Origin of the sequence: Mycoplasma sp. 3341 (assembly GCF_051549855.1) — a bacterium.
GTDB lineage: Bacteria > Bacillota_I > Bacilli_A > Mycoplasmatales > Metamycoplasmataceae > Metamycoplasma.
This window is the reverse complement of record NZ_CP196080.1, coordinates 378,791-401,176: the sequence shown is the minus strand read 5'-3', so window position 1 is coordinate 401,176 and position 22,386 is coordinate 378,791. Positions and strand designations below refer to the sequence as shown.

The following is a 22,386-nucleotide window of genomic DNA, read 5'->3' as shown; positions in this document are numbered from 1 at the left end:
GGAGACATTATGAATAAATTACAAAAACACTATAATGATGTAACCAAAGCTGAACTTAAACAACAATTCAACTACAAATCAGATATGCAAATCCCACGTATTGAAAAAATCGTTTTAAACATGACTGCTGGAAATGAAGTTTCAAACTCAAAAGCAATTGAAGAAGTTATGAATGAACTTGCTTTAATCGCAGGACAAAAACCATACCAAACCACAGCTAAAAAATCATTAGCTTCTTGAAAATTACGTGCTGGTATGCCAATGGGAGGAAAAGTTACTTTAAGAAGAGAAAGAATGTGATCATTCTTAGCAAAACTAATTGAAGTAGCACTACCTCGGGTACGTGATTTCCACGGTACAAATCCAAAAAGCTTCGATGGTAATGGAAACTATGCAATCGGAGTTAAAGAAGAAATTATCTTCCCAGAAATTAGTTTCGATAAAATCCGTAAACTAAAAGGACTAGATGTTCTAATCGTTACAAGTGCTAAAAATGACAAAGAAGCTTACGCTTTACTAAAAAGTTTAGGAATGCCTTTTGCGAAGGCTGAATAAGGAGTAATTAATGGCAAAAAAATCATTAAAAGTTAAAGCTAAAAAGACTCCAAAATTCTCAACCCGTTTCTATACACGTTGTGAATTATGTGGACGTCCACATGCAGTTTTAAGAAAATACAAAATCTGTAGAATTTGCTTCCGTACATTAGCTCACGAAGGTAAATTACCAGGAATTAAGAAAGCGAGTTGATAATATATGGCTATTATTATTGATCCAATTGCGGACATGTTTGTTCGTATCAAAAACGCTAATGCTCGTAAACACCGTGAAGTAGTTGTTCCTCACTCAAACAAAAAAGTAAAAATCCTTGAAATCTTTAAAAACGAAGGATACATTGCTGATTTTAAAGAAGTTGAAAAAGATAACCATAAAGCAATTTCAATTTCACTAAAATACAAGGGATACACCGGTTCACAACCAGTTATTAGTGGACTTAAAAAAGTTTCAAAACCAGGACTAAAAGTTTATGCATCAGCTAAAAACTTACCTAAAGTTCTTTCAGGATTTGGAACTGCAATTATTTCAACATCACAAGGACTAATGACCGATAAAGAAGCAAGAAAGGCAAATGTTGGTGGTGAAGTTATCGCCTACATTTGATAGGAATTAAGAATGTCTCGTGTCGGAAAAAGAGTTTTAAATATCCCAGCAAACGTTGAAGTTAAAATCGAAAAATCATTCGTTGAAGTTAAAGGACCAAAAGGAACACTAAGCTTTCAATTCTCAGATTTAATTGAAATTAAAAACGAAAACAACCAAATTACTACACACCGCCTAAACGAAGAAAAAAGCACCAAACAATTACACGGAACAACCAACTCTTTAATTAGTGGAATGCTAAAAGGAGTTAGTGAAGGATTTAAAAAAGAAATCGAAATTAAAGGGGTTGGATATAAAGCAACTCAAAAAGGTAACCAAATTGAAGTTATCGCCGGTTACTCACACCCAGTTTTAGTAGACATTCCTGCTAACTTAAAAGTAAGTCTACCAAAACCAACAAACATTGTTATTGAAGGAATTGATAAACAAGCTGTTGGTCAATTCGCAGCAGTTCTACGTGACATTCGTCGTCCAAGCGTTTACTCAGGAAAAGGAATTATGTACAAAGACGAAGTTATTCGTCGTAAAGAAGGAAAAAAAGCTTCTAAATAATCGAAGCTAGAAAGGTTAGACAAATATGCAAAAATCAAGAAATGACAGACGTAAAGTAAAACACTTAAAAATCCGTCAACACTTAAGTGGAACAGCTTCAGTTCCTCGTGTATCTGTTTACAAATCTTTACATAATTTCTATGCACAATTAATTAATGACGAAAACCACACCACGCTAGCAGCTGCTTCAACCAAAGATTTACCACAACATGCTAATAATATTGATGCGGTAAAACAAGTAGCAAAATTATTTGCTAAAAAATTACACGAACTAAAAGTTGAACAAGTTGTTTATGACCGTTCAGGATACATTTACCACGGAAAAGTTGCTGCTTTTGCTGATTCACTAAGAGAAGAAGGGATTAAATTCTAATGGCAAACGAAAATAAAAACGTAAAAGAAATCACCGAAACAAATGCAGAAGCAAGAAAAACTAGAGTAGTTAAAAAAGCACGTCCAAACAACGCTGATGAAACTAAAGCAGTTCGTAAACCAAGAAATACTGAAAATAATCAAGAAGAAAGAAGACGTCCAAATCGTCAAAATTCTAATCGTGAATTAAATTCAGAATTCGAAGAAAAAGTTATTGACATCGCCAGAGTTACTGTCGTTGTTAAAGGGGGGAGAAGATTTAGCTTCTCAGCCTATGTAGTAGTTGGAAACAAAAAAGGAAAAGTGGGATTTGGACACGGTAAAGCAAACGAAGTTCAAGACGCTATTAAAAAAGCTGTTAAAGATGCACACAAAAACATCTTTGAAGTTCCTGTTGTAAACGGAACAGTTCCACATGAAATTCAAGCTAAATTCTTAGCTTCAAAAGTACAACTACGTCCTGCCTCAAAAGGAACAGGATTCAAAGCTTCAAATACCGTTCGTAGTGTTATGGAATTAGCCGGATATACTGATGTTTCAACAAAATCATTAGGATCAAGAACCAAACAAAACGTTGCTCACGCTGTAGTTAAAGCTTTAAAACAACTAAGAACCACTCAACAAGTAGCTGAGCTTAGAGACATTAAAGTAGAAGATTTACAATAATTAAGGAGATTTTATGAAACAAACATTAAGCAATTTATCATACACTCCTGGTTCTCGTAAAGAAAAACACCGTGTAGGACGTGGACACGCTGCTGGAAAAGGAAAACAAGCAGGACGTGGACAAAGTGGTCAAACTAAACGTAACACAGTAAGACTAGGATTTGAAGGGGGACAAAACCCATTATTCAGAAGAATTCCAAAACGTGGATTCAAAAATGTTAACCACGTGGAATACCAAGTTGTTAACTTAGATCAATTACAAGAATATTACCAAGCAAATGAAGTTGTAAGTTTTGAATCTTTATTCAATAAAGGTCTAATCAAAAAATACGATATGCCAGTTAAAATTCTTGGAAGAGGAGAACTATCAAAAGCTTTAGTAGTTGAAGATGTTCACGCTCTAAGTCAATCAGCTAGCGAAGCAATTGTTGCAGCTGGAGGAAAAATCGAGGTTAAATAATGGCCTTAACAAAGAAAAAAACAAGCACTAACAATCGCAAACAAAACCAAGTGCGTTTCGATGCGAAGTGAGTGAAATTTAAAAATAGTTACACCGAGTTTTGAAAAAACCATGATCTTGTAAAAAAGATTTTGTATACTATTTTTCTTTTAACAATCTTTGTTGCAGCGGGAACTATTACTGTTCCAGGAATTAATTTAGTTAACCGAGATCAATTAAATGGTGGAGACTTTTTAGGAATCTTGAATCTAGTTGGTGGTGGAGGACTAAGAAACTTTAGCATTATGGCTTTAGGAATTAGCCCCTTCATTACTGCTAGTTTGATTATGATGATTTTACAAACTAAGCTCTTTCCACCAATCTATCGTCTAAGTCAAGCAGGACCACAAGGGAGAATAAAAATTAATATTATTACTCGTTTTGTAACGTTTGGCTTTGCAATTATTCAGGCTATTGTTTTAACAAGAGCCTTAAAAAACCCAACAAGTGGGTTCGGAATCAGAATTGTTGATAGTTTGAATACTAATGCTTATGCATTCTTCTTACTACCTTTAATTCTGATTGCTGGTAGCCTCTTTGCCTTATTTTTAGGTGAAGAAATTACTAACAAGGGTGTAGGAAATGGAACAAGTTTAATCATTTTTGCTGGAATCGCTTCGAATTTGATTCCAACATTCAGAAATGCTTTCGAGTTTTTAGTTCCTTCATTCAAACAATCTAGTGCTACACTAAAAGAATTACTAAACTTTGGTGTTTATGTTCTTGGCTATTTATTAGTTGTAATGATAGTCGGTATCTTCTATCTAGCAGAAAGACACATTCCTATTCAACAAGTTGGAGCAGGGCTTTCAAGAAATGAAAAAGAACTTTCATATTTACCTTTAAAAGCCAATCCAGCTGGAATTATGTCAGTAATTTTTGCTTTAATGTTTCTAAGTTTACCAACTATGATTGCTGGATTATTCAATCCCGCAACGAGTGCTTTTTATCACTGAGTTTATACTAATTTACAACTAACCCAACCAATCGGTTTCTTCTTATTTGTTGTAATAACCTTTGCTTTCACACTTCTATTTGGTTTACAACAATCTAAAATTGACAAAATTAGTGAAGATTTTGCCAAAAATTCAACCTTCATCCCTGGTGTTAGACCAGGGGAACAAACCGAAGATTATTTAATTGCCAAAATTCTTAATTTAAGTTATTTTTCAAGCATTTATTTAATCTTAATTGGGGCTATGCGTTACATCGAAGAAATTTTAGGAATGCCACAATCAATAGCGTTCGGTGGAACTGGATTAATGATTTTAGTTTCAGTAACTATTGAAACAATCCAACAAATTCAAGCGCGTTACAAGTCTCAAGAACTTGCTCGTAAACGTAAAAAAATATTATATTCACAACAAAATGGTGAAGAAGGTGATTTATTGTGATAAAAGACTGAAACAATGTTAACCTAATATTCTTAGGTGCTCCGGGAGCAGGTAAGGGAACCATTGCGGAAAAATTATCCCTTCAAGATAATTTTGCCCACCTATCAACCGGTGCAATGTTTCGTGAAGAAATTAATGCCAAAACGCCATTAGGTTTACAAGTTGTTGAATTGACCAGCAATGGCCTATATGTTAGTGATGAAATTACTAATCAATTAGTTAAAAACAAGTTGGAAAAATTGACACTTGCAAAACGCCACTATATTTTAGACGGTTACCCTCGAACCGTTGACCAGGTCAATTTTCTTGACAATTTAGACTTTACTAAAATTGACTGAGCAATCTTATTAGAAATCGATTCAGAAAGTGTTATCAAGAGACTAAGCGAAAGAAGAGTATGTCAAAAATGCTCGCGTACCTATCACTTGTCTTACAATCCTTCAAAAGATAACATTCACTGTGACGATGATGGTGAGAAATTAGTTCAAAGAAAAGATGACCAAAGCGATGTTGTTTTAAGAAGATTAAATGTTTATGACCAGCAAACAAAACCACTAATTGATTTCTACGCATCAAAAGGAATTTTAATTAGTATCAATGCCGACCAAGAAATTGAAAAAGTTTATCAAGACGTGGTTGATGCATTGAAACAAAAGGCTGCAAATGAATATTAAAATTAAAAATAAGCAACAAATTGATGATTTAAAAAAATCATGTGCTATCCTGGCAGAAGTTAAATACTTAGTTTATGACTTTATAAGACCAGGTGTTTCTTTAAAAGAAATTGATAGCATCGCTTTTAAAGAAATCATTGCTCGTAAAGCAAAACCTGCCTTTTTAGGCCAATATGGGTTCCCTAATACTTGTTGTATAAGTGTTAACGAAGAATTAATTCATGGAATTCCAAGCGACAGAGTTTTACAAGAGGGAGACTTAGTCAAAGTTGATATGGGTGTTATTTGAAATGGCATGTACAGTGATTCAGCTTTTACTAAGTATGTAGGTTCAAACCCAAGTGAAGAAGATAAAAAACTAATTAAAGTCGCCAAAGATGCTTTTTATGCCGGTTTTAATGAAGTCAAAGTCGGTAATCGAATTGGAGACATTTCAGCTGCTATTTACAGAGTCATCAAAGCAAATGGAATGTTTACTCCAGAAGAATTCAGCGGTCACGGTATAGGTACTGAGTTACACGAAGATCCCTTTGTGCCAAACATCGGCCTAAAAGGAACAGGACCACTAATTCGCAATGGTATGGCAATTTGTATTGAACCAATGATTTTGCAAGGTTCAGCAAATGTTAAAACCTTAAAAGATGATTGAACCATAGTGAGTCGCAATAATAAAAAGACAAGTCACTATGAACAAACAATTCTTATTGAAAATGATCAAGCAATCATTTTAACAGGAGACAAAATTTAAATGGCAAAAGATGCAATTAAAATGACTGGTAAAGTAACCAAAGTCCACTCATCAAAAGCCTATGTTGTAATGCTTGATAATGGTCTAGAAATTCAAGCTACAATTTCTGGAAAAATGGCTTTATACAATATTCGTATTATTCCAGGAGATGGTGTTGACGTGGAAATGAGTCCTTATGATTTAACTAAAGGACGAATCGTTTATCGTCATAAATAGCGAAAGGAAAAACGATGAAAGTTCGTGCTTCAATCAAACGTATTTGCAAAGATTGCAAAGTTATTAAAAGAAATGGTACAAACCGTATTATTTGTATTATTCCAAAACACAAACAAAGACAAGGATAGTAAATTATGGCTAGAGTTTTAAACGTTGAAATTCCTAACAATAAACGTGTAGTTATTTCTTTAACATACATTTATGGAATAGGAAAAAGTTTGGCACAAGAAATTTTACAAAAAGCTGATATCGATGAAAATATCCGGGTAAAAGATCTTTCTGAAGACCAACTTACAAAAATTCGTGACATTGCTAAAGAATACACAACTGAAGGTGATTTACGTCGTGAAGTTTCTTTAAACATCAAACGTTTAATGGAAATTAAATCATACCGTGGAATCAGACACCGTAAAGGATTACCAGTTCGTGGACAATGTACACAAAAGAATGCTCGTACAAGAAAGGGACCTCGTAAAACAGTTGCAGGTAAGAAAGGTAAATAATAATGGCTAAAAAACAAAAAAAAGTTATTACTAGCGGTATCGCCCACATTCACTCAACTTACCAAAACACTATTGTTTCATTTAGTGATGACAAAGGTAATGTTTTCGCGTGATCTTCATCAGGAGCAATTGGTTACAAAGGAACCAAGAAAAAAACCCCTTATGCAGCTGGTTTAGCAGCTGCTGCAGCCCTAGAAAAAGCTAAAGAATTTGGACTTAAAGAAGTAAAAATCTTAGTTAAAGGGGTAGGAGCTGGAAAATCAACAGCTCGTAAACAAATCGAAACTTCTGGTTTAATCATTAAAGAAGTTAAAGATGTAACACCAGTTCCACACAACGGAACCCGTCCACCTAAGAAAATTTTAAAAAGAAAGTAGAGCTTAAGTAATTATGGAAAAAATGGCAAAAATGAATTATTCAGAATTAAACAGTGAAAGAGTTGATGAATTTAGTTCAACATTTAGCTTAAAACCACTTTCAAGAGGTTTCGCTAATACACTGGGTACAGCGCTTCGTCGCACATTGCTATCATCAATTACTTCTTGCGCTCCATTCGCAATCAAAATCAATAAAGTCGAACATGAATTTTCTACAATCGACGGTATCAGAGAAGATGTTGTTACACTATTACAAAATTTGACTAAAATTCGTTTCACATACAATGAAGAACTATTTAACAAAAATCAAATTGTTAAAGTAAGCTTCCGTTCGAACAAAATTGGTGAAGTTTATGCTCGTGATATCGAGTTTCCAAGCGGTCTAGAAATTGTTAACAAAGATTGCTACATTGCTGACATCCAAAAAGATGGAGATCTAGAATTTGATATGTTCTTACGTGCCGGAAGAGGATTTGTTGATTTCGAAGACAACAAAGCTTACATCCAAACATTAGAACAACGTCTAGATTCAAAAATCAAATCAGGACAATATTTAGCAGTTGACAGTGATTTCAGTCCTGTTAAAAAAATTAGCTTCCAAACTATTGAACTTAACTCTTCAAGTGCTTTAGTGGAAGAAGAATTACTAATGAGAGTAGAAACTGACGGAACAGTTGAAGCTCGCGAAGCATTAAGTCAAGCATCTAAAATCTTAATTGCTCACTTGCAAGTAATTGGAAATGTCCAAAACATTGAACAAATTGATCTTTTTGAAGATGAAAAAATCGAAAAACCAGTGGACGATAAATTAATTCTTCCAATTGAAAAATTAGACTTAACTATTCGTTCAGTTAATGCTTTACACCGTGCTGGATACAACACCATCGATGATTTAGTTAAATTAAGTGAAGATGAATTAGGTAACATTAAAAATCTAGGTAAAAAATCAGTCGACGATATTATTAAGAAAATTCAAATGTGAAAAGAATCAACCAATAAAGGAGATGAATAATGGCAAATCCTGTTCAAGTTTTTAGACGTAATTCAAAATGAACACGTCACTGACAACGTTCACTAGTAACAGATGTTTTAGTAAACGGAAAAGTTGAAACAACTTTACCACGTGCAAAACAATTACGTCGTAAGGTGGAAAAAGTTATTACCTTGGCTAAGAAAAATACTTTAGCAAGTCGTCGTCAAGCAGCAGCTTACTTAAGAGATGTTCAAATGAAAGATGGACGTGATGCTGTGCAATACTTATTTGAAGTTTTAGGACCTCGTTACGCAGAACGTAATGGTGGATATACTCGTATTATCAAAACTGGACCTCGTCGTGGAGACGGTGCTCCAATGGCAATGATTTCTTTAGTTTAATTACTAGCAAATTAAATTAGAAGCAATAAAGGAGATTAGAATATGGCTATAGTTCCAAAACGTAAAACTTCAAAACAAAGAAAACACCTACGTCGTGCACACCACGCTTTAGATGTTAAAGCACAATCAAGCTGTTCAAACTGTTTAGCACCAGTTTTATCACATACAATCTGTAATGAATGTGGTTTCTACAAAGGTGCTAAAGTAGCAAACTTCAAAGCTAAAGCTGACAAATAATTAATTTAATTAAAACCTTTGCTTCGGCAGAGGTTTTTTATTTTTGGTTACAATTAAAGTAAAGGATTTATTATGCGTTTAATAATTTTTGCCAATATCAACCAGGACAACATCAGTATTGAAGATTTTATTCATTTCGAAAAATCATTCGCCAAAAAAGATAATCAAGTAGTTAAATTTATCAGTTGTGGAAATAGCGAAATGCCCGATAGTCGAATTAAAAATCATTTTGACTGAGCAGTACGTGGTCCAAAAGATATTAATAGCAAGTTGGATAACTTTTTAACTGTTACTTTAAATTTTGCCAACAATATTCAGAAAAGAGTATACCTAACCTACCAACCATCAGGAGCAAAAGAAGTTGATTACAACTCAGAGCTCTCAGTTGCAACTAAGGTAGAAGAGTATTTAGCCAGCAAAAATCTTGAAATTGACAACAACATTTTTATTCACGGTTTTGGAAGATACCCGTTATTAGTACAAAATGAAAAATTTACCACAATCTGCCCTGGAGCATTTATTGACCCACTTTTTGGTAGCGCCGAAACATATCTAAGTCTAGATTTAGACAACAATAGTGGTAAAATTACAAAATTTGAATTCAAAAAAGAAGGACTTTTAAACCACTATTACGAAATGCATAATCTTCACACTTATACGCTTGAAGATGTTACCAAGAAGCAAAAATAACCATTTTTACATAAATACCTATTATTAAGGTATTTTTTTTATTACTTTTCTTAACCAAAATCAAAATATTTTTGATATAGGTGGAAACAAATGTATTATAATATGGGTGATAGTGGGAGGAAATGGGAATGTATGGTAAATATGACCGAACATTAGACGAAAAAAACCGTTTAGTTGTACCTTCTAAGTTTCGTAATGAGTTAGGAAACACTTTTTTCATAACTTACGGACTAGATAGTTCAATCACTGTTCGTAGTCAAGAACAATTTGAGTTATTACAACAAAAATTGAATCAAACCAATATGCTAGATAAAAATGCCCGTAATTTTGCTCGTTACATATTCGCTAATACCGAAGAAGTAACATTAGACAAGTCAGGTCGTTTAAGTCTACCCCTACGTTTCATTACTCGTGCCGCTATCAAAAAAGATGTTGTGTTCATTGGTATGGGTCAATATTCAGAAATTTTCGCTAAGGAAGTTTATGAAGCGACCGAAGGTTCAATGGATGATGATGAGAACTTTGACAAACTAGCCCAAACATTATTTGAAAGTGGAGTTAGCTTATAACCCACATTCCTGTGCTTCTTTATGAAAGTATTGAAGCTCTTGACATAAAACCAAATGGAATTTATGTTGATGTTACTTTGGGAAGGGGTGGTCATAGTGAAGAAATCTTAAAAAAATTAACAACTGGCCATTTATATTGTTTCGATAAAGATAAACAAGCAATTTTAGAAGCAAACGAGCGCTTGAAAAAAGTATCAAATAAATTCACCTTGATACATAGTGATTTTGCTTCTTTAAAAGAACAATTGCGAACTTATGGCGTTACAAAAATAGATGGATTGATTGCAGACTTAGGAATTTCAAGTCCGCAAATTGATGATGCTAGTCGCGGCTTTAGCTATTCAAAAGATGCTAAATTAGATATGCGAATGAATCAAGAGCAAGAAATAAGTGCTTGAGATATTGTTAACCAAACTAGTGAAGAACAATTGGCAAAGATTTTGCAAAAAAACGCTGATGTTAAGCTTTTTTCAAAAGTTGCGAAGGCCATTTGCAAATCTCGTCCAATCGATAGTACTTTGCAATTGTGTGAGGTTATTAAAAATGCTTATCCTGCTGCAATATTGCGTCAAAAAAATCCTTATCGCGCCATTTTTCAGGCAATAAGAATTGAAGTTAATCAGGAATTTGAGGCAATTGAAAAAATGTTGCCACAAGCTGTTGAATTACTAACTAAAAATGGTAAATTGGCAGTTATCAGTTTTCATTCTTTAGAAGACAGAATAGTTAAGAACTACTTTAAATCGTTAAAAATAAATAGCGATACTTACAAACTTCCGGTGCAAATTACCGAAGGTTATAAATTTAAAAAAATTACTGTCACCGAACAAGAAGCGACTGAAAATTATCGCTCACGTTCAGCAACATTACGAGTATTGGAGAAATTAATTTAAGTTATGGAAAGAAAAGTTTTGGTTTTTTTAAAACTGAAAAGCAAAAACTTTGAAGTTAGTGCCTTAGAGTGCATTAACAATAACTTTTATACACTTTTCCAAAAAGATATTGAATTCAAACAGGCTTTAGCGCAAGTTAAAAATGCATTTGAAGAAATTCAAAGAATTGTTAATGTTAAAAAAACAATTAACAATGTTATTTGTGTTTTTGATAAGCCAGAAAGTCTAAAAACTCAAGTTATAAATTACCAAGCAAATTATCACGGCCAAAAATTTGATGCTCTTTGTCTAAAAGAAATCGAAAATCATTTTGCTAACAATTTAGGAAATGATTATCTAATTTCAAAAAGAGACTTAAAAGTAGCTGCTAATGTTGACAACAACTTCCAAGAATATAAAAATTTAAAACAGTTAATCAATAAAAATGTAAACCAATTAATGCTAGAATCTCGTTTAAGTTTTATTGATAGCGAGGCTTTTGAAATGATGCAAGCTTTAGTTAAAAAGTTGAATTTAAAAGTCGAAAAATTCTTGTCGCAAAACGAAGTTAATGCCATTTATTTAGCAAGCAACGTTTATAGTTCTCTAAAACAAATTAGCGTTACTCTAGGAAAAGAACATTTAGAATTAAGCCTTATTCAAAAAGATAATTTAATCAATTACAAAGCAATTAATTTTGGTCTAGCAAATTTAGTAAAACAAATTGCTAAAAAACACAACTTAAATTTTCAAGAAGCACAAAATATTTTAGTAAGTTATCCAAAAATGGTAAAAGATGCATACCAAAGTTTAACTTATAGAAATAATTTAAAAACGTATCAACTATATTCATTAATTAATAATTTTTGAGAAACAATTTATCAAGAAATCAAAGCTTTTAGTCAAGAAAATGACTTAATTGGTGTTAATGTGGTTATTAACAAATCCAATTTAATCAATTTAGAAAACATGATGCAGTTTTTTAAAACAATTTCCGAAGACTTTACATTTTCTTTAAACAAACAAAGCTTTGTAGACAAAAATCTAAAACTAAACAATTCAGCAATAATCAATTACTTATGCTTTAACGATTACGAACAAGATATTACTAACACCTTTATTATTGATACAAACGTTATTAGAGATGTTAAAATTAAAACTAGTATTTTCAATCGTATTCGCATGTTATTTAATTAATAAATATAAGGAGCATTATGGATCAAAAAGAACTTTCAGCAATTGCCAAAATTAAAGTTATTGGAGTTGGTGGAGCAGGTAATAATTCAATTAAAAGTTTAATCGATGTGGTTAAAATTGAAGGGGTTGAATATATTGCTGTTAACACTGATAAACAAGCTTTAAAAGATATTGCCGATCAATCTATCTGCTTGCAAATCGGGCACGCAAGTGGTAGAGGTGCTGGTGCCAATCCCGAAGTTGGTCGCCAAGCTGCCATTGATAGTAAAGAAGAAATTCGTGAAAGAATTAAAAATGCTGAATTAGTAATTATTGCTGCAGGAATGGGTGGAGGAACCGGAACTGGTGCTTCACCTGAAATAGCAAAATTAGCTAAAGAATCAGGAGCTCTAACTTTAGCAGTTGTTACAACTCCTTTCGGTTTTGAAGGAACCAAAAGAAGACAAACAGCTGACAAAGGTTTAGAAGAACTGAGAAAAAATGTTGATGGTTATGTTGTTGTTTCGAACGAAAAATTGTTAGAAGAATATGGAAATATTCCTATTGATGAATCTTGAAAATATTCAAACAGAGTTTTAAAACAATTAATTCGCTCAATTATTGATATTACAGTTTTACCTTCATACATCAACCTAGACTTTGAAGATTTAAACACCCTAATTCGTTCTAACCCAGGAGAATTTGTGGTTGGAATCGGACAGGCAACTGGAACAGATAAAGCGCAAAAAGCTGTTGCAGCTGCTCTAAAAAGTCCAATTTTAGAATCAAGTATACTAGGTGCAACAGAATGTATAGTTCAAATTTCAATCGGTAAAAAAGGTACTTTAAACGACGTTAACAACGTAAACGAAACAATGAAAGAAATCATTGGAAGTGATGTTAATATGATTTTCGGTTACAATTCACAATCACAAAGTGATAAAGAAACTGATGATTCAATTATTGTTACAATTATTGCTGCCGGTGTCGAAAATAAAAAACAATCAAGTCATGAAATTTCAGAAGAAATTAATGAAAGAATTAAGAGTTCAAATATTCAGTTCGAATCAGATAAAACAAGAGAAATTATTTTAAGTAAAGACTCGCATTCAATGCTAAATGAATTTAACAAAATCGAAGATGAACACAGTTTTGAAAATGAGCTATCAGATGTCTTTGGTGAATAGTGATGTTTCGAAGCTACAAATGCAAAAGATAATCATTTTAACAAGAACCTAACAAGGTTCTTGTTTTTCAATTTATATCTTATTTTGAGTACTTTTTCAGTCTTACTAGCAATTAAGTATAATTTAAGCGATGACAAAGAAATTTATTGATGAATGACTAAAACAAGTTACTCTAGAACCCTATGATGAATATCGACATGGTTCGCTAAAAGGAATTTATTTAATAAGAATTCAAAACTTACTTTATGTTGGTCAAACTGGTGAAAATTTTAAATCACGTTTTGCTTCTCATAGAAGAGAATTTTTAAAAGCCTCAAAGAATTGAAAAAGCATGAAAGAATCAGGAAAAACTAACATGTATACCAAGTGTTTTGAATACTACAGTAGATCACACAAAGATCCTGACTGATTGATTAAAAGAACTAAGTATTTCATTCTTGAGTCTCACGGTGTTGCAATTTTTGAACAATTAAATCGAAGCGAACACCACTACATAAAATTACTGAAAACCCAGATATATGGATTGAATCAACTCTCAATTGTTGCACATGAGAAACATCATCTAAGAAGAAAAGCAACCAATTGAGATGAGAAAGCACAAAAATATTGAGAAAAAGATAAACAAGAATTTCGTGCCTGACAAAGAGAGGTGGTGCAAGAATTGGAACAAAAAGACAAGAAACTACTAAAACTTTTACTCAGAACTAATGAGCGCTCCGCTGAAAGAGTTATTGGCGAGATTGAAGGTCACAAAGCATTTTGATTCATTTTATTAATAGTGCTAGTAGTGGCAGTCGTGTGTTGTATAATATTAGCATTAACTTTGAAAAAATAAAATAAATATTTTATTTAGAAAGGAATTAGATGGCAAAAATTGTAGTAGGAATGAGTGGTGGAGTAGATTCTAGTGTTGCAGCATATTTATTAAAAAAACAAGGCCACGAAGTTGTTGGTCTTTTTATGCGTAATTGGGACAGTATGTTGAACAATGATTTTTTAGGAAATGATGATATTTCACAAGATATTTGTCCCCAAGAACAAGACTATCAGGATGCTCTTGCTGTGGCTAAAAAACTTGATATTCCACTACATAGAGTAGATTTTGTTAAAGAGTATTGAGACAATGTTTTTTCTTACTTAATTCGTGAATATGAAGCAGGAAGAACACCTAATCCAGACATTTTCTGTAACAAATACATTAAATTTAATGCTTTTGCTGAATATGCTTTCCAGACACTAAAATCTGACTATATTGCAATGGGTCATTATGCCAAAAGTGTAGGTGATCAATTGTTTAGAGCCAAGGATAATTCCAAAGATCAAACTTACTTTTTAGCCCAACTTTCTAATTCACAAATTGCTAAGTCATTATTCCCACTGGCAGATTATCTAAAAAGTGAAATTCGCCAAATTGCTCACGATCTAGATTTAATCACTGCTGATAAAAAAGATTCAACCGGAATTTGTTTTATTGGTGAAAGAAGATTCAGTGACTTTTTAGAAAATTATATTCCTGCCCAACCTGGAAATATTATTGATATCGAAACAAAGAAAATTGTCGGTAAACACAAAGGGGCAATGTACTACACAATCGGACAAAGAAAAGGACTGAACCTTGGTGGTTTTGAAAAGCCTTACTTTGTAGTAGGACACAATATTGCTAAAAAAGAAATTTATGTTGCCAATGAAGATAATAAAGAATACTTACTAAGCGACAAAATGATTGCAAATGATTTTAATCAAATTGCTCACGAGTGAAATAGTGATAATTTAACAGCTAAATTTAGGTATCGTCAAGAAGACATTAAATGTCGAATTAAAGTTTTAGCAAACAATCAAATTGAAGTAATTTACGATGCCACTGAAGCAGTAACACCAGGACAGCAAGTTGTTATTTACGACGGTCAAAAAGTTGTTGGTGGTGCAATAATTGATAAGATTTATTATCAAGACAAATTAAAAACATTTTTATATGAGGACTAATTATGTTAACAAGCAAACAAATAAGACAAATGTGATTAGACTTTTTCGCTTCAAAAAACCACATGGTAGTTGAATCAAAAAGCCTTATTCCAGTTAATGATCCTTCACTTTTATGAATTAATAGTGGAGTAGCAACTTTAAAAGATTATTTTAGCGGTAAAAAAATTCCCCCATTCCCAAGACTAACTAATGCGCAAAAATCTATTCGTACTAATGATATTGAAAACGTTGGAATCACAACTCGTCACCACACATTTTTTGAAATGTTAGGTAATTTTAGTATCGGTGATTATTTTAAAAATGAAGCGATAGCTTTTGCATATGAATTTGTATTTGATGTTCTGAAATTTGAAAAAGAACGCATTTATATTACTTTTTACGAAGAAGATATGGATACTTACCGTCGTTGAGTGGAACTGGGTGTGGATCCAAACCACATGATAAAAGGGACAAAAGAAACTAACTTTTGAGATATCGGTCAAGGTCCTTGCGGTCCTTGTACTGAGATTTATTACGATAGAGGTCCTAAATATGACAGTCGTGGTGTGGAATTAATTAAAGATGACATTGAAAATGATAGATTTATTGAAATTTGAAACGTCGTTTTCAGTCAATTTAATAATGATGGAGAAAATAATTACACCGAATTAAAACATAAAAACATTGATACTGGAGCAGGATTCGAACGTTTATGTGCCATTATTCAAGATGTGCCAACTAATTTTGATACTGATTTATTCCAAACAATTATTCATGAAATTGAAAAATACACACCTTACCGTTACGATATAAATAATTACTTCACAAAAGAAAAACAACAAGCAATCATTAACAGTCAATTTAAGATTATTGCAGATCATATGCGGGCAAGTGTTAATGCTATTAACGACGGAGTGAAACCTTCGAATGTTGGAAGAGGTTACATTATTCGTCGTCTAATTCGTCGCTCATATCGTTCAGGATTGAAGCTAAAAATTGAAGGTAGCGCCTTTTTATACAAATTAGTCCAAGCTGTTAAAGATTCATTAATTTACGACATTGATGTTGAAACGGTTTCGAAAGTAATTTACGACGAAGAAATGTTATTTTCAAAAACTATTAATCAAGGTGAAAAATTACTTGAAAAAGAAATAGAAAAAGAAGGAAATATTTCAACCGAAATTGCTTTCAAAATGTTTGATACTTATGGATTCCCAATTGAATTAACTAGCGAAATTTTGGCTGAAAAAGGTTTAAAAATTGATATTAGAGAATTCAATAAATACCTAGAAATGCACCGGGAAAAATCTCGTTCACAAGTAGCAAGCGGGATGCAAAAAGTTATTGCTTCATTAGATTTAATAACAAAATTAGAATCTGAATTCACAGGATATAGCGAAACTCAACATAACAAAGCTAAAATTCTTTACTTACTAAATGAATTTGAAGAAATCGAGCAAACCAATAACAGTGAAGATGTAAGTTATGTAATTTTAGATAAAACTCCATTCTACGCAACCAGTGGAGGACAATTCCACGACTGAGGAAAAATAGTTCAAGATGGTGAAGAAATTGAAATTTTGGACGTTTTCAAAGATAAACACTGAAACCATGTTCACAAAGTTAAAGGAAAAATTCAAAAAGACTTGCCTGTCGACTGTTTTGTCGATGTAGAAAAAAGACAAGGATACATGCGTGGGCACTCAGCAACACACATTATGTTCCATGCTTTAAGAGAAACATTTAATGATGAAAAGATCGAACAACTAGGTTCAAGCATTATGCCTGAATACTTCACATTCGATTTCCCTGCTGATAAAAAACCAACTAAAGAGCAAATTCAAAGTATCGAAGCTAAAATGAAAGCATACATTGCTCGTGATGTTAAACGTGAATATAAGATTATGTCAGTCAAAGAAGCAGAAGCATTCGGTGCATACATGACTATTGAAGAAAGTGATTATCATGACCAAAGCCATGTTCGTGTAGTTGTTTTTGATGGAATTACTAAAGATTTATGTGGTGGAACACATGCTCCAAGCACTGGATTTTTAGAAGATTTTAAAATTATTTCTGTTGACTCAAAAGGAACTGGAATTTATCGTTTAAGAGTTATAACATCAACTAAATTAGTTAAAGAATACTATGAACAAAAAATTCAAGAACAAATTGAATTACTAAATGCATTAAAAGCAAAAAACATTGAACTTGATGCAAATTATCAATATGAGTTGAGTCTTTTTGATACAACTAGTTACACAAACGATCAATTACATGCTTACTTAGAACAATTGGAAAACGAAGAAGATAAACTAAGAAATGACTTCAAAGAACTACACAAACAAAAGCAAAATGCGAGTCTTGACTTGAGTGGTGTTGAACTTAAAGTTTCTTCAAATGGAACTCAATATCTAATCTTGCAAGCAGATGAAGCAAGCCTAGTTAAAAAGACAGCTATCGAATTAAGAGAAAAATACCAGGAAGCACTAATTATTGCCTACAGTCTAAATGAAGGTAAAGTATTTGTAACTGTTGCATCTAAACAAAAACCTTCAAATTTAATCCTTAAAACCATTCTTGACAAAAATAATGGTAAAGGTGGTGGAAATGCAATAGCAGCGCAAGGAAGTTTTGAAACCGAAAAAGATAGCACACAACTAGAAGAAATGTTTTTATCAATTATTAACAATGCGTAAATTAGCTTTCGATTTAGGAACAAAAACTTGTGGTTTTGCAATTACTGATTCGGATTGCATCATTGCTAGTGGTTTGGAAAATTTTCGCTTTGAAGAAAATAATTTTCAAGCAGTTATAAAACGCGTGCAATTGTATTTAGAGCAATATAAAAACGATATTGATGTTTTTGTATTGGGTTATCCATTAAGAAAAGACAATTCTAAATCAGAACGAAGTATTATGGTTGAAGAATTTAAAACATTACTAGAACAAAATTTCAGTCAAAAAGTTATTTTAGTAAACGAGCACTCATCAACAATCGGAGCTGAATCAATCTTAATCAATGCCGGTTATTCAAGAAAAAAACGCAAAGGAGTTAAAGATAAATTAGCAGCTCAGTTAATTTTAGAAGATTATCTGACCTACTATTTTAAAAATTAATATGGCCAAAATTTATTTAAGTGACCCAGAAAGAAAAATTACTATCATGAGTGATGATAATCAAAGTCAGGATGCTATAGTTTTATTTGAATATAGTGAAAATGGAGACGAATATCTATTTGTTGTTACTGATGATGAAAAAAACGAAGCAATAGTGTTTAAACGTTCAGAAGGAAAATTGGTAGCTTTACCAGATGATGAATTTGCCATCATGGAAGAAGTTTTAAACCAATTTTTAGAAGAAAACGAAATTTATGAATAAAGAATGAGCTTCTTGAAAAACTCCACTTTTAATTAGTGTTTTTGTTGTTATTGTAATTGCCGCTGTTGCTTACTTCATTTTGCATCGTTCAGTAATAAAACTTAGAAAAAAATACGAAACCAAAATGCGTGAGGAAGCATTTGCTGAAGCTGCTACCTTCAGTCCAGATTTCGAAAAACATTTGATTGCTTTACAACAAAAAACTGAAAATTGAAAAGCTAATGATCTATTGAGTGCGTTCTTAGTTAACACAACCTTTATTAATCAATTTAAAGACGTTTATCTTGAAGATAATGTGGATGATTTTGTAGCACAAATATTGTTACGTAACAATCCTGGCTTGAATGTTGATATGCTTAAACCAAAATCTGAAGGTTTTGTTGATATTGACTCACAAAATACAGTAAACAAAGTGGACTCATTGCAAAAAGACTATGATTTATTACTCTTGTTGAGTAGTCTTGATGATGATTATGAAAAACAATTGCTAAAATTAAATTATGCAAAACAAAGTGGTATGACAGTTTTAATTTATAATTCTTATACCAAGAGACAAGTTAAGCATATTTGTGAACTTTTAGAACAACGCCACTACCGCTTTGAAAAAGTTGGTTATCGTTCTGTTTCACTATTGTTGATAGTAAAAGATGACAAAAGCAAAACTACTTTAAAAAAATAAAGAGGATAAAATGGAAGAAAAAGATATTATTTACTTATCAAAAGAACGTTTAGACGAATATGTTGCTGAATTAGATTATTTACGTAATGTAGTTCGTCCACAAGTTATTGACGAAATTAAAGAAGCACGTGGACAAGGTGACCTTTCAGAAAATGCTGAATATGATGCAGCCCGTGATAAACAAGCCCAAATTGAATCAAGAATTAACGAAATTCAACACATTATAGAAAATCACGTTTTAATTGACACAAAAAACAAAAAAACCACTGTTTCAATTGGTTCTACAGTAACAATCGAAAACAAAAAAAATGGTGAAAGAAAAGTTTTAACCATTGTAGGTTCTCTTGATGCTGATCCTTTTGCAAAGAAAATTTCAAACCAAAGCCCACTAGCAAAAGCAGTTTTAGGTAAAAAAGTTAACGAAGAAACTGAAGTTGACGCGCCCGAAAAATACATCGTAAAAATCATTAATATCGAATAAAAAAAACAAATCACTTCGGTGATTTTTTTGTCAAAATTTTGACAAAAAGTGGTAGTCAAAAATTATTCATTTTTTTATTTCAAAGTCCCAATTTTTACTCTAAAATAGAAACATAAAAAACGGGAGGACACATTATGATTATTGGTATCAGTGGAATGATTTCAAGTGGAAAATCATCACTATCGGACAAACTACAAAAACACTATGAAAACGCCAAATTACTACACGAATTTGACGAGAATGATGAAGTATTCAACACATTTTTAAAATGACTATACGAGAAAAAACCAGATTTAACGATTGGTTTTCAATCTTACATAGTTGAAAGTCACTCAACAAAATTCAATCAAATGATGAAGGATTATTTAGCAAGTAATCCTAATATGCAAAAAGATCACATTTTCTTAGACCGTTTTAGTCTAGAACATTACATTTTTGCAAAAATCATTTTGCAACAAAAAGGTGAAAGATATCTAAAAGCATATGATGCTTTATTCGAACACTTAATTACTGAAGATGAACTACCTGATATAGCAATTTATTTAGACATCAACTTTGATACATTCCAAAAAAGAATTTTTCAAAGAGGTCGGGCAAGTGAAGTTGATAACTGAGAAGCAAACTATGACTATTTCAAACACTTGCATGCTAATTACTACTCAACATTTTTGGAATTATGTAAAAAATACAATCTAAAACATGTTGTTATTGATACAAATAATATGACTGAAGAACAAGTCATGCAAAAAGCAATCGAAATTATTGACAATTACGCCAAGGATTTTAAAAAATAATGATTGATAAACGCATTGAAAAAGTTCTTTTTACTCAAAGTCAACTTGAAACGCGAATTACTGAATTGAGTGATTGAGTAAATAGTCAGTATCAAGATTCCAAAGACTTGATTATTGTGTCAATTTTAAAGGGTGCAATACCTTTTGTTGCTCAGTTAATCAAAACTATTAGTGTTGATTTTATTCTCGATTTTATGACAATTTCTTCATATCATGGTTCAACTAAGAGTTCAGGTAGTGTAAAAGTAGTTTTAGACTTGGCTTTTGATATTGAAAACAAAGACGTTTTGATTGTTGAAGATATTGTTGACACAGGACGTACAATTTCAAAAGTAGTTGCTATGCTAAAACAACGTAATCCTAAGAGTTTAAAAGTTTTAAGCTTACTTGATAAACCAATTGGTCGTGAAAGTGAATTTAAAGTCGATAAAAGTGGTTTTGAAATAGGCAATGAATTTGTTGTTGGATTTGGTTTTGACTATCAAGAAAAAATGCGTAACCTTCCATATATTGGAACTCTCAAAAAAGAATTAATAAAATAAAAAGCTCACTTGTTTAATGCAAGGAGCTTTTTGATTATTTTAAGTATTTGTTTAAGTAGATAACTCCACTAATTAGGGCAATAATTGCTCCTATTATTAACGGAATATTGAATAATAAAATATTTAAGCCTGTTGGTGCAAATATTGCAAATGATAATACAATCAATGCTAAAGAAATAACAATAGTTTTAACTTTGCCTCAAACTGAAGCAGATACTTCTTTATTTTTACTAATAGCTCAAATTCTTGCGCCGTCTACAAAAATGTCACGAACAATAATAACAAGTACTAAAGGAATATATGTAAGCCCTGCTGATGCTAAAAATAGAAGCATACACACTGTTATTGCTTTATCGGCTATAGGATCAAAAATCTTTCCGAACGTTGATACAACTTTTCATTTTCTTGCTAAAAAACCATCTAGAAAATCTGTGATCATACAGAAAATAAAGATAGCAACGTTGGTGAAGTAAATTGGTATTCATTTCGTTGAATGCATGGCGTTAGCGTATCTAAGAACAATCATTAAAACTATGAAAGGAACTATTAAAAACAAACGACAAAGGGTTAAAAAATTAGGAATTTTTGTTTTTATATTATTGTTTTCCATCATTTGCCTCTTCAAGTTCTAAATCTTCATCGTCATAAAATTTTTCTCTAATACTTTGTTTAGCATTTTGACGATATGTTTTCAGCACATCATCATCAATCAGTTCAGTCTGCAATTGTTTAAAATAGTTCATTTCTTCCTGACATTTTTTGTGTCAAGTATTCAATGAAGTGTTATTTAGAGTAACCAAAGCTTTTACAAAATATTGATATTTTTCACTTTCTTTAAAATCTTTAAAGTCTTCTCTTTCATATAAAACTTGTAAAAGTTTAGCAGCTCCATTTTTTAGTTCAGACATTTTTCTTTGTCCAACACTAACTTGGAATTTGTCTAATTCTTCAAGTGAGTAATCAATAATTTCATTGATAGTTACAACATATTCACGATAAACTTCTTTGTTTACTTCGATTCTTTTGATACGTTTTCTTACTTCCCGTTTTTTATCAACAAAGTGCTTAATAATTTTGAAAATAATGTAACCTACCAAAATAACTAGAATACCACCCAAAATTGCATAAGTCACTCATGACATTGCGCTAGTTGGTCGTTGCTGAGTGTTTGTTGCTTCAGCAAAATTGATTAGTAATTGATTGTTCTGCATGTTAGTTCCTTTTATTAATGAATTAATAACTTCTAAAATTATAACATAAGCAATCTTAGTCTTTTTTAGCCTA

At 32.0% G+C, this 22,386-nt stretch carries 33 protein-coding genes; 31 read left to right on the top strand and 2 right to left on the bottom strand.

Annotation, left to right across the window (positions count from 1 at the left end; genetic code table 4):
* The first annotated feature begins 6 nt into the window (after nucleotides 1–6).
* From rplE to hpt, 31 genes are all read left to right on the top strand, one after another.
* Nucleotides 7–555: a 50S ribosomal protein L5 gene (gene rplE, locus ACSH40_RS01805; RefSeq protein WP_438341801.1), complete on the top strand. Its 549-nt coding sequence runs from the start codon at nucleotides 7–9 to the stop codon at nucleotides 553–555.
* 10 nt (nucleotides 556–565) lie between these two features.
* On the top strand, nucleotides 566–751 hold the full coding sequence (locus ACSH40_RS01800; protein ID WP_438341298.1) for a type Z 30S ribosomal protein S14: 186 nt from the start codon (nucleotides 566–568) through the stop codon (nucleotides 749–751).
* 9 nt (nucleotides 752–760) lie between these two features.
* On the top strand, nucleotides 761–1,162 hold the full coding sequence (rpsH, locus tag ACSH40_RS01795; RefSeq protein ID WP_438341800.1) for a 30S ribosomal protein S8: 402 nt from the start codon (nucleotides 761–763) through the stop codon (nucleotides 1,160–1,162).
* 9 nt (nucleotides 1,163–1,171) lie between these two features.
* Nucleotides 1,172–1,711: a 50S ribosomal protein L6 gene (rplF, locus tag ACSH40_RS01790; RefSeq protein WP_438341297.1), complete on the top strand. Its 540-nt coding sequence runs from the start codon at nucleotides 1,172–1,174 to the stop codon at nucleotides 1,709–1,711.
* A gap of 25 nt (nucleotides 1,712–1,736) precedes the next feature.
* Entirely contained in the window at nucleotides 1,737–2,084 is a 348-nt protein-coding gene (rplR, locus tag ACSH40_RS01785; protein ID WP_438341296.1) for a 50S ribosomal protein L18, read from the top strand.
* Complete coding sequence (gene rpsE / locus ACSH40_RS01780) at nucleotides 2,084–2,749, top strand: 30S ribosomal protein S5 (RefSeq protein WP_438341295.1); 666 nt, start codon at nucleotides 2,084–2,086, stop codon at nucleotides 2,747–2,749. Before rplR ends, rpsE begins: the two co-directional genes overlap by 1 nt.
* A gap of 13 nt (nucleotides 2,750–2,762) precedes the next feature.
* Entirely contained in the window at nucleotides 2,763–3,209 is a 447-nt protein-coding gene (rplO, locus tag ACSH40_RS01775) for a 50S ribosomal protein L15 (protein ID WP_438341294.1), read from the top strand.
* Nucleotides 3,209–4,645 (top strand): preprotein translocase subunit SecY, encoded by a 1,437-nt coding sequence (secY, locus tag ACSH40_RS01770; protein WP_438341293.1) that lies wholly within the window; start codon nucleotides 3,209–3,211, stop codon nucleotides 4,643–4,645. The genes rplO and secY overlap by 1 nt, the downstream gene beginning before the upstream one ends.
* Nucleotides 4,639–5,316, top strand: coding sequence for an adenylate kinase family protein (locus ACSH40_RS01765; protein ID WP_438341292.1), 678 nt, complete (start codon nucleotides 4,639–4,641; stop codon nucleotides 5,314–5,316). The genes secY and ACSH40_RS01765 overlap by 7 nt, the downstream gene beginning before the upstream one ends.
* Nucleotides 5,306–6,064, top strand: a complete 759-nt coding sequence (map, locus tag ACSH40_RS01760) for a type I methionyl aminopeptidase (protein ID WP_438341291.1) — start codon at nucleotides 5,306–5,308, stop codon at nucleotides 6,062–6,064. The genes ACSH40_RS01765 and map overlap by 11 nt, the downstream gene beginning before the upstream one ends.
* On the top strand, nucleotides 6,065–6,280 hold the full coding sequence (gene infA, locus ACSH40_RS01755; protein ID WP_438341290.1) for a translation initiation factor IF-1: 216 nt from the start codon (nucleotides 6,065–6,067) through the stop codon (nucleotides 6,278–6,280).
* Nucleotides 6,281–6,294: 14 nt separating this feature from the next.
* Nucleotides 6,295–6,408, top strand: a complete 114-nt coding sequence (gene rpmJ / locus ACSH40_RS01750; protein WP_438341289.1) for a 50S ribosomal protein L36 — start codon at nucleotides 6,295–6,297, stop codon at nucleotides 6,406–6,408.
* Between the two features lie 6 nt (nucleotides 6,409–6,414).
* The gene (rpsM, locus tag ACSH40_RS01745; protein ID WP_438341288.1) at nucleotides 6,415–6,783 is read left to right on the top strand and encodes a 30S ribosomal protein S13; all 369 of its coding nucleotides are present in this window, start codon (nucleotides 6,415–6,417) and stop codon (nucleotides 6,781–6,783) included.
* 2 nt (nucleotides 6,784–6,785) lie between these two features.
* A complete protein-coding gene (gene rpsK / locus ACSH40_RS01740) occupies nucleotides 6,786–7,160 on the top strand; it encodes a 30S ribosomal protein S11 (protein ID WP_438341287.1) in 375 nt (124 codons plus the stop codon).
* 13 nt (nucleotides 7,161–7,173) lie between these two features.
* Nucleotides 7,174–8,172: a DNA-directed RNA polymerase subunit alpha gene (locus ACSH40_RS01735; protein WP_438341286.1), complete on the top strand. Its 999-nt coding sequence runs from the start codon at nucleotides 7,174–7,176 to the stop codon at nucleotides 8,170–8,172.
* Entirely contained in the window at nucleotides 8,172–8,534 is a 363-nt protein-coding gene (rplQ, locus tag ACSH40_RS01730; RefSeq protein WP_438341285.1) for a 50S ribosomal protein L17, read from the top strand. The genes ACSH40_RS01735 and rplQ overlap by 1 nt, the downstream gene beginning before the upstream one ends.
* A gap of 42 nt (nucleotides 8,535–8,576) precedes the next feature.
* Nucleotides 8,577–8,771 (top strand): 50S ribosomal protein L32, encoded by a 195-nt coding sequence (gene rpmF / locus ACSH40_RS01725; protein ID WP_438341284.1) that lies wholly within the window; start codon nucleotides 8,577–8,579, stop codon nucleotides 8,769–8,771.
* 72 nt (nucleotides 8,772–8,843) lie between these two features.
* Entirely contained in the window at nucleotides 8,844–9,461 is a 618-nt protein-coding gene (locus tag ACSH40_RS01720) for a hypothetical protein (protein WP_438341283.1), read from the top strand.
* 128 nt (nucleotides 9,462–9,589) lie between these two features.
* Nucleotides 9,590–10,030 carry a division/cell wall cluster transcriptional repressor MraZ gene (locus tag ACSH40_RS01715; protein WP_438341282.1) on the top strand — a complete coding sequence of 147 codons (441 nt, stop codon included), beginning with the start codon at nucleotides 9,590–9,592 and terminating at the stop codon, nucleotides 10,028–10,030.
* An 11-nt stretch (nucleotides 10,031–10,041) separates the two neighbouring features.
* The gene (rsmH, locus tag ACSH40_RS01710) at nucleotides 10,042–10,923 is read left to right on the top strand and encodes a 16S rRNA (cytosine(1402)-N(4))-methyltransferase RsmH (RefSeq protein ID WP_438341281.1); all 882 of its coding nucleotides are present in this window, start codon (nucleotides 10,042–10,044) and stop codon (nucleotides 10,921–10,923) included.
* A gap of 3 nt (nucleotides 10,924–10,926) precedes the next feature.
* On the top strand, nucleotides 10,927–12,099 hold the full coding sequence (locus ACSH40_RS01705) for a hypothetical protein (protein ID WP_438341280.1): 1,173 nt from the start codon (nucleotides 10,927–10,929) through the stop codon (nucleotides 12,097–12,099).
* A 17-nt stretch (nucleotides 12,100–12,116) separates the two neighbouring features.
* Nucleotides 12,117–13,265: a cell division protein FtsZ gene (ftsZ, locus tag ACSH40_RS01700; RefSeq protein ID WP_438341279.1), complete on the top strand. Its 1,149-nt coding sequence runs from the start codon at nucleotides 12,117–12,119 to the stop codon at nucleotides 13,263–13,265.
* Nucleotides 13,266–13,395: 130 nt separating this feature from the next.
* On the top strand, nucleotides 13,396–14,100 hold the full coding sequence (locus ACSH40_RS01695) for a hypothetical protein (protein ID WP_438341278.1): 705 nt from the start codon (nucleotides 13,396–13,398) through the stop codon (nucleotides 14,098–14,100).
* 29 nt (nucleotides 14,101–14,129) lie between these two features.
* Nucleotides 14,130–15,248: a tRNA 2-thiouridine(34) synthase MnmA gene (gene mnmA / locus ACSH40_RS01690; protein WP_438341277.1), complete on the top strand. Its 1,119-nt coding sequence runs from the start codon at nucleotides 14,130–14,132 to the stop codon at nucleotides 15,246–15,248.
* A gap of 2 nt (nucleotides 15,249–15,250) precedes the next feature.
* A complete protein-coding gene (gene alaS / locus ACSH40_RS01685; protein WP_438341276.1) occupies nucleotides 15,251–17,923 on the top strand; it encodes an alanine--tRNA ligase in 2,673 nt (890 codons plus the stop codon).
* Nucleotides 17,916–18,344: a Holliday junction resolvase RuvX gene (ruvX, locus tag ACSH40_RS01680; protein ID WP_438341275.1), complete on the top strand. Its 429-nt coding sequence runs from the start codon at nucleotides 17,916–17,918 to the stop codon at nucleotides 18,342–18,344. The genes alaS and ruvX overlap by 8 nt, the downstream gene beginning before the upstream one ends.
* Nucleotide 18,345: 1 nt before the next feature.
* Nucleotides 18,346–18,606, top strand: coding sequence for a hypothetical protein (locus ACSH40_RS01675; RefSeq protein ID WP_438341274.1), 261 nt, complete (start codon nucleotides 18,346–18,348; stop codon nucleotides 18,604–18,606).
* Nucleotides 18,599–19,285 carry a BC85_0335 family putative methyltransferase gene (locus ACSH40_RS01670; protein ID WP_438341273.1) on the top strand — a complete coding sequence of 229 codons (687 nt, stop codon included), beginning with the start codon at nucleotides 18,599–18,601 and terminating at the stop codon, nucleotides 19,283–19,285. The genes ACSH40_RS01675 and ACSH40_RS01670 overlap by 8 nt, the downstream gene beginning before the upstream one ends.
* A gap of 10 nt (nucleotides 19,286–19,295) precedes the next feature.
* Nucleotides 19,296–19,766, top strand: a complete 471-nt coding sequence (gene greA / locus ACSH40_RS01665) for a transcription elongation factor GreA (protein WP_438341272.1) — start codon at nucleotides 19,296–19,298, stop codon at nucleotides 19,764–19,766.
* A 134-nt stretch (nucleotides 19,767–19,900) separates the two neighbouring features.
* Nucleotides 19,901–20,560, top strand: a complete 660-nt coding sequence (locus ACSH40_RS01660) for a deoxynucleoside kinase (protein ID WP_438341271.1) — start codon at nucleotides 19,901–19,903, stop codon at nucleotides 20,558–20,560.
* On the top strand, nucleotides 20,560–21,102 hold the full coding sequence (gene hpt / locus ACSH40_RS01655) for a hypoxanthine phosphoribosyltransferase (RefSeq protein WP_438341270.1): 543 nt from the start codon (nucleotides 20,560–20,562) through the stop codon (nucleotides 21,100–21,102). The genes ACSH40_RS01660 and hpt overlap by 1 nt, the downstream gene beginning before the upstream one ends.
* Before the next feature lie 34 nt (nucleotides 21,103–21,136).
* On the opposite strand, the gene pgsA is transcribed toward hpt, so the two are convergent.
* Both pgsA and ACSH40_RS01645 read right to left on the bottom strand, forming a co-directional pair.
* A complete protein-coding gene (gene pgsA, locus ACSH40_RS01650) occupies nucleotides 21,137–21,715 on the bottom strand; it encodes a CDP-diacylglycerol--glycerol-3-phosphate 3-phosphatidyltransferase (RefSeq protein WP_438341269.1) in 579 nt (192 codons plus the stop codon).
* Nucleotides 21,699–22,313, bottom strand: coding sequence for an MHJ_0274 family protein (locus ACSH40_RS01645; protein WP_438341268.1), 615 nt, complete (start codon nucleotides 22,311–22,313; stop codon nucleotides 21,699–21,701). Before ACSH40_RS01645 ends, pgsA begins: the two co-directional genes overlap by 17 nt.
* Nucleotides 22,314–22,386 lie beyond the last annotated feature (73 nt).